Origin of the sequence: Lacticaseibacillus pantheris DSM 15945 = JCM 12539 = NBRC 106106, from assembly GCF_001591865.1 — a bacterium.
GTDB lineage: Bacteria > Bacillota > Bacilli > Lactobacillales > Lactobacillaceae > Lacticaseibacillus > Lacticaseibacillus pantheris.
Map to the genome: position 1 here is coordinate 1 of NZ_BCVS01000132.1, position 5,640 is coordinate 5,640.

The following is a 5,640-nucleotide window of genomic DNA, read 5'->3' on the forward strand; positions in this document are numbered from 1 at the left end:
GGCACCCGCCCCGGCTAGAACCACACTTACGAATGGGTTTATGGTCGATGGGCTATTAAATCCCACTATAGTGTAAGTTGGTTGCATAACTTACCAACTATCGGGACCCCGCGGGTGGATGTTGGGACGGAGGCGTAGGACACGTAAGCCGCAGTCCCAACGGCCACCCGCGGTTTTGTAACCACCAAACCTTCTAACTGCAGTGACTTAACTGTAGTGATTACGCTATGGTCTATGGTTGGGTTGGCGAAGTGGTTGCGACTCCGCGGGCACTCGTGGTAAACTGTTGAGGATATTATTAGAGGAGGTGCGCCATGAGTGTCCGCAAAGTAGCGATGGCATGCAGCGTGTGCGGCCACCGGAATTACTTTATTCCGGAAAAAAAGGAGCGCACCGAGCGCTTAACGTTAAATAAGTTTTGTAAGTACTGCGGTAAAGTCACGCCGCATCAGGAAACACGGTAAGGAGATAGCTATGAACTTCATCAAGGGTGTATTTCACGAAATGAAAATGACAACCTGGCCGACATGGAAGGAAAACCGTCGCGACACCACGACGGTTATCATCACGTCGATTATCTTTGCCGTTTACTTTGCATTGTGCGACTGGGCAATCACTGCTATTTTGGAGAAGTTTGTTTTTTAGCTAATCCAGCGTCCTGCTCGTGACAACGTACGGATAATTTGTTAAGATTAAAGCATCTTGAAACCAATACCCACGGGTGGCGGTTTTTTTATTTGCTCACGCGCATCGCGATTGAAAGGAAGACAACAATGGAATCATCTTCAAAGCAATGGTACGTACTACATACGTACGCTGGTTACGAAAACAAGGTTAAAACTAACCTCGAGTCCCGAGCCGCCTCAATGAACATGGAGGATTACATCTTCCGCGTTATTGTGCCAGAAGAAGAACAGCACAAAATTAAGGACGGCAAGGACAAGGTTGAGGTTGAAAAGACCTTCCCTGGTTACGTTCTGGTCGAGATGGTGATGACGGACGAATCATGGTTTGTGGCCCGTAACACGCCTGGCGTAACTGGCTTTGTCGGCAGTCATGGTGGTGGGAGTAAGCCCGCTCCGCTGATGCCTGATGAGGTGGAGAAGATTCTACGCGAAATCGGGATGAGCACGCGGAACTTGGACGTTGAGTTTGCGGTTGGCGAAAAGGTGCAGATTATTGATGGGGCCTTTTCCGGAATGGCCGGCACCGTTACGGAAGTCGACAAGGAACACTACAAGTTACGCGTTAACATCGAAATGTTTGGCCGCGAAACGAGTGCGGAACTCGACTTTGCCCAGGCTGACAAATTCTAAATTAATTGGTCAAACCAAAAAGGGGCTGTGCCAAAAGGCGGTTAGCTCCCGATATACAAGACGGCATCAGTGAAAATCCCGAACTTAGGATTTCTGCTGATGCCGTCTTTTATGTTAGGGAGCTGCCTTTTGGCGCGCGACCACGATGTATCGTTTGTGTGCTAAAGGCTTCTATCACAATCCCTTTTTATTTATGTGTAATTTAACGCACGGGTACGGGCACCTCAACAATCCGTTGATCGCCCGTAACGATGGTTGCACGGCCGTTCGTTAGTTCCGTGAGCTGCGCGGTCACCGCCGTAATGTCTGCCGCCGGTACGTAGACGGTGGTGGTCACGTCCGCCAAGAATGTGGGTTCCTCCTCGGCCCAGCCATGTTCGGCCAAGAACGCTGTTAGTGGCTGATAGGTAGCGTAATCAACCGTAATGTGCAACGCGATGCGTGGCTCGAGCGCGACGATGCCCAGAGCCTGAATCGCGGTTGTGACCGCTTGGGTGTACGCCCGAATTAGTCCGGAAGCCCCCAACTTAACGCCGCCAAAGTAGCGGGTGGTCACGGCAGCCGTATCGGTCAAATTGTGTACTTGAAGGCCTCGCAAAGTGGGTGCACCGGACGTGCCGGAGGGCTCACCGTCGTCGCTAGCGCGTTCAATCAGCGGTGCGTCCCCGAAACGGGCTGCGCTGACGTTGTGGTTAGCCTTTTTGTTGGCTGTGCGCGCCTCGGCCACAAAGTCGTCGAATTCGTCTTGGTTATGTACGCGGCGAATGGTCGTGATGAACCGCGATTTTTTGATTATAATTTCGGCACTGCCATTTTTGGCGATAGTTTTTGCGACCATTTCGGCTAAATCTCCTTTTGAGGTGATACAGAATGGTTGAAACGGATTTATGGCCCGCACTGGCTGGACAACAACTAACTGAACGTGAGGCCATTAATGCGGGCATTCCCGCCAATAGTTTAGCACAAGTACCCGCCGTGTCCGCTGTTGAGGCAGACAAGCATGGCTGGCAATGTGCTCGTTGTCAGGCATGGTCGCCGGCAAAGGTGTCTACTTTGCCAGCAGGATGGGGTTACTGCGCGGAGTGTATCGTGCTCGGTAGGCTAACGAGTCAGGACAAACTGTACCGGTTCCCGCCCGATTCGAAGCCCGAACAGCCAAATCTTACAATGACGTGGTCGGGACAGCTAACCCCGGAGCAGGACCGTGTGGCGCGGGAGCTGATTGGAGCGTTTAAAGCTGGAGAACGCCGATTATTGTGGGCGGTAACTGGCGCTGGCAAAACGGAAATGCTCTTTCCCGTCATTGAGCACGCATTACGCACGGGCGGGCGGGTGGCCATCGTGTCCCCGCGGGTTGACGTGATTCTGGAACTGGCCCCGCGTCTGCAACAAGCATTCGCGGATGTTGAGCAGGTTGTGCGCTACGGCGGTACCGGCCCCGCGGCCTCCGTCCCCCTAGTGCTGGCGACGACGCACCAGTTGCTGCGGTACCGGGCGGCCTTTGCACTAGTGGTCGTCGACGAGGTGGATGCCTTCCCCTACACAACGGAACCGATGCTGGCGCGCGCGGTTGACCAGGCCGCGGCCGGTGCCGTGCTCTACCTAACGGCGACACCTGGAGCGGACTTGCTGCGACAGGTGCGCCGCCATCAACTCGCCGTTAGCTACCTGCCACGGCGATTTCACGGGGCGCCTTTGCCTGAACCACGGGTCACCCTCGCGCCGGACGGTGGGGTGGGGATGCCCGGCCGGTTAGTGCGTTTGGTGCGGGAGGTGATGAGCAAAGACGGTTCGCAAGTCATGATCTTTGTGCCGGCGATTCGACAGCTGCAGCGCGTGCAAACGGCGCTGGCTAACCGCGATATCCCCGCGGAGACCGTCTATGCCGGCGACCCCCGGCGTGCAGAGAAGGTCCAGGCATTCCGCAAAGGGCAACCGCGGGTACTTGTGACGACCACCATTCTGGAGCGGGGCGTCACCATCTACAATTGTGCCGTCATGGTTCTGCACGCCGATACTGCTTTGTTTGGCGTATCCGCTCTGGTGCAGATGGCCGGACGGGCTGGACGCGACCGGGACCACCCCGATAATTCGGTGTGGTACGTATGTACGCACTATACGGTGAACATTCGGGGCGCGTTGCGGCAGATTAAGCACCTCAATGCGCGTGGTGCGGACAAATGAGGTGCTGCTTGTGTCAGCGTCCGTTAACTCAAAGCTGGTCGTTAAAGTTATTGCTGAGCGCTGAGCCGCTGGTTCCACCGAGCTTGTGTAGTGAGTGTCGCGGGGGCTTCACCGTCATCGATCAGGAAAATATTTGTGCGGGGTGTGGACGGCCGCTGGTGGACCGTTTATGCAGTGATTGTCAGTATTGGCAACAACGTGACGGCATTAGCCTGCATAATCGGGCCGTGTATCACTATAACGACAATCTGAAGGACTTGATGCACCAATACAAAGCTGTGGGTGATTACCGGTTGCACGTGGCCTTTCAGTCTGACCTCATGGGCCTGTGTCGGCGGGTTGGGCGGTTAGTGCCACTCACAACCGAGCCGGAGCATTTTGCGCGCCGGGGGTTCGACCCGGTGTTGGGATTGTTCGGTCACCTACCACTGTGGCCGTGCTTGGCAAAGGGCAACACCGACCAACCCCAGGCCCGCAAAAAACGGGGGGCACGCTTGCGGACACCGCAGAGCTTTACATGCACGGCGACCTTGAGTGAATTACAACGGGTGAAACATATTTGTTTAGTCGACGATTTGTACACGACAGGTACAACCCTCCATCACGCCGCCGCAGCGCTACGTGACGCGGGTTACCGCGGGCAGATTACTTCCAGAACATTAATTCGGTAACAACTTTGTGAAAAAGATAATTGTTTCACTAGCCGGGTAACGGTATAATGAATTTAAGGAAGTTAAGCGCTTCCGCATTTACCCGTCACCGTTGAGTAACGGTGACCGAAAGGGGAGAGGTTTTATGCTTACTTACAATGTACGTGGTGAGAACATCGAGGTTACCGAGGCGATTCGGAACTACGTGGAAAAGCGTATCAACAAGTTGAATAAGTACTTCAACGAGGGTGCACAGGCGATTGCGCATGTGAACCTGAAGGTCTACTCCAACAAGCAGGCCAAGGTCGAGGTAACGATTCCCATGCCGTACCTAACGTTGCGCGCTGAGGAAACGAACCCAGACCTGTACGCGTCGATTGACCTGGTGACGGATAAGTTGGAACGCCAGATCCGTAAGTTTAAGACCAAGATTAACCGGAAGTCCCGCGAAAAGGGCTTTGCCGACTTGGTGGAAACGCCTGAGGAACCAGATTTGGAAGAGGCCGACGATGATTCAACGGACGCGGCCGACCTGAACGTTGTCCGGACAAAGCGGGTAGCGTTGAAGCCGATGGACTCCCAGGAAGCCATCTTGCAAATGGACATGTTGGGCCACAACTTCTTCATCTTCGAGGATGCGGAAACGAACGGCACGAGCATCGTGTACAAGCGCCGCGATGGCCGGTACGGTTTAATCGAAACCGACGAATAATTGAACATTTTACGGGCGGACTCCCTTTGCGGGGAGCCCGCTTTTTGGTGTGGTATGGCGGCAGCGTAGGCCGGGCTGGTGAACTGCGGCTTATGTTCGGTGTGAACACGCGGGTGGAGTTTGGGGTTGCGGCTTACGTACCCTCCGCCGTGATTGCTACACCCGCACGCTCCAGCCCGTGCCGGGCTTCCCACGAATCTTGGAGCCAAAGGAGCCCACTTTGTCTCCAAGATTTGCCGCTGTAACTCGCTGCGCTCCTAGGGCTGGCTCCGCCAGACCGTCGAATTAACTCCCAGTAAGGTGCTAAAGCACCAACTGGAAGTAAACGCACAGCGCTTTGGGGTTGCAGCAGCCACGTCTCCGGGCACGATGCCTCCACCCCAAACCCCGCCCGCGGGTTCCCGATACGTCGTGGTGGTTACTCTTCTTCCGAGTGCAAATGCTAGGCTGTCAGGCCTAGGCGTCCTCCCACCCTAGGAATAAAACGTGGGGAGGTGGAAGTCGGCATAATCGGCGCGTCAAGGGGTACCCATTCAGGTCAAACAGTATTCTGTAACAGCTGCTGAATTATATTTGAGCGGTATGTGCTTCTGACATGACGAATGACAGTCCCGGCTAGTTTATTATGGAGGTCTAACACCGGTAATGGTCTTACATCCGCGTAGTGACGGGTGCCGGCAAAGCGGTGGCGGGGTGGAGGTGTCGTTTCCATAGTTGTGGTTGCTACAAAAGTAGTGTGAGGCCGCGTCGGTCGGGTTGGTGAGTGGAGACGTGTGGG

The 5,640-nt window shown here is 54.9% G+C and carries 7 protein-coding genes; 6 read left to right on the plus strand and 1 reads right to left on the minus strand.

All coding sequences use genetic code 11. The features are described 5' to 3' along the window. Positions 1–314 precede the first annotated feature (314 nt). The 3 genes from rpmG (at position 315) to nusG (ending at position 1,316) form a co-directional block, all read left to right on the plus strand. A complete protein-coding gene (rpmG, locus tag LPA02S_RS10470; RefSeq protein WP_056969875.1) occupies positions 315–464 on the plus strand; it encodes a 50S ribosomal protein L33 in 150 nt (49 codons plus the stop codon). A gap of 10 nt (positions 465–474) precedes the next feature. Next, positions 475–645: a preprotein translocase subunit SecE gene (gene secE / locus LPA02S_RS10475; protein ID WP_056956374.1), complete on the plus strand. Its 171-nt coding sequence runs from the start codon at positions 475–477 to the stop codon at positions 643–645. Between the two features lie 128 nt (positions 646–773). Next, complete coding sequence (gene nusG, locus LPA02S_RS10480) at positions 774–1,316, plus strand: transcription termination/antitermination protein NusG (RefSeq protein WP_054649658.1); 543 nt, start codon at positions 774–776, stop codon at positions 1,314–1,316. A 202-nt stretch (positions 1,317–1,518) separates the two neighbouring features. Here the strand turns inward: nusG and LPA02S_RS10485 are convergent, their stop codons facing one another. Next, entirely contained in the window at positions 1,519–2,154 is a 636-nt protein-coding gene (locus LPA02S_RS10485; protein ID WP_056956373.1) for an IMPACT family protein, read from the minus strand. A gap of 32 nt (positions 2,155–2,186) precedes the next feature. Here LPA02S_RS10485 and LPA02S_RS10490 point away from each other — a divergent pair, with 32 nt between their 5' ends. The 3 genes from LPA02S_RS10490 to hpf all read left to right on the plus strand — a co-directional run bounded on the left by LPA02S_RS10490 (position 2,187) and on the right by hpf (position 4,862). Further along, positions 2,187–3,500: a helicase-related protein gene (locus tag LPA02S_RS10490; RefSeq protein ID WP_054649660.1), complete on the plus strand. Its 1,314-nt coding sequence runs from the start codon at positions 2,187–2,189 to the stop codon at positions 3,498–3,500. A gap of 158 nt (positions 3,501–3,658) precedes the next feature. Then, the gene (locus LPA02S_RS10495; RefSeq protein ID WP_054649662.1) at positions 3,659–4,171 is read left to right on the plus strand and encodes a ComF family protein; all 513 of its coding nucleotides are present in this window, start codon (positions 3,659–3,661) and stop codon (positions 4,169–4,171) included. 124 nt (positions 4,172–4,295) lie between these two features. Further along, a complete protein-coding gene (gene hpf / locus LPA02S_RS10500) occupies positions 4,296–4,862 on the plus strand; it encodes a ribosome hibernation-promoting factor, HPF/YfiA family (RefSeq protein ID WP_056956372.1) in 567 nt (188 codons plus the stop codon). Positions 4,863–5,640 lie beyond the last annotated feature (778 nt).

Coding starts and splice junctions, on each gene's coding strand:
- rpmG (WP_056969875.1), top strand. CDS start 315: ATGAGTGTCCGCAAAGTAGCGATGGCATGCAGCGTGTGCGGCCACCGG.
- secE (WP_056956374.1), top strand. CDS start 475: ATGAACTTCATCAAGGGTGTATTTCACGAAATGAAAATGACAACCTGG.
- nusG (WP_054649658.1), top strand. CDS start 774: ATGGAATCATCTTCAAAGCAATGGTACGTACTACATACGTACGCTGGT.
- LPA02S_RS10485 (WP_056956373.1), bottom strand. CDS start 2,154: ATGGTCGCAAAAACTATCGCCAAAAATGGCAGTGCCGAAATTATAATC.
- LPA02S_RS10490 (WP_054649660.1), top strand. CDS start 2,187: ATGGTTGAAACGGATTTATGGCCCGCACTGGCTGGACAACAACTAACT.
- hpf (WP_056956372.1), top strand. CDS start 4,296: ATGCTTACTTACAATGTACGTGGTGAGAACATCGAGGTTACCGAGGCG.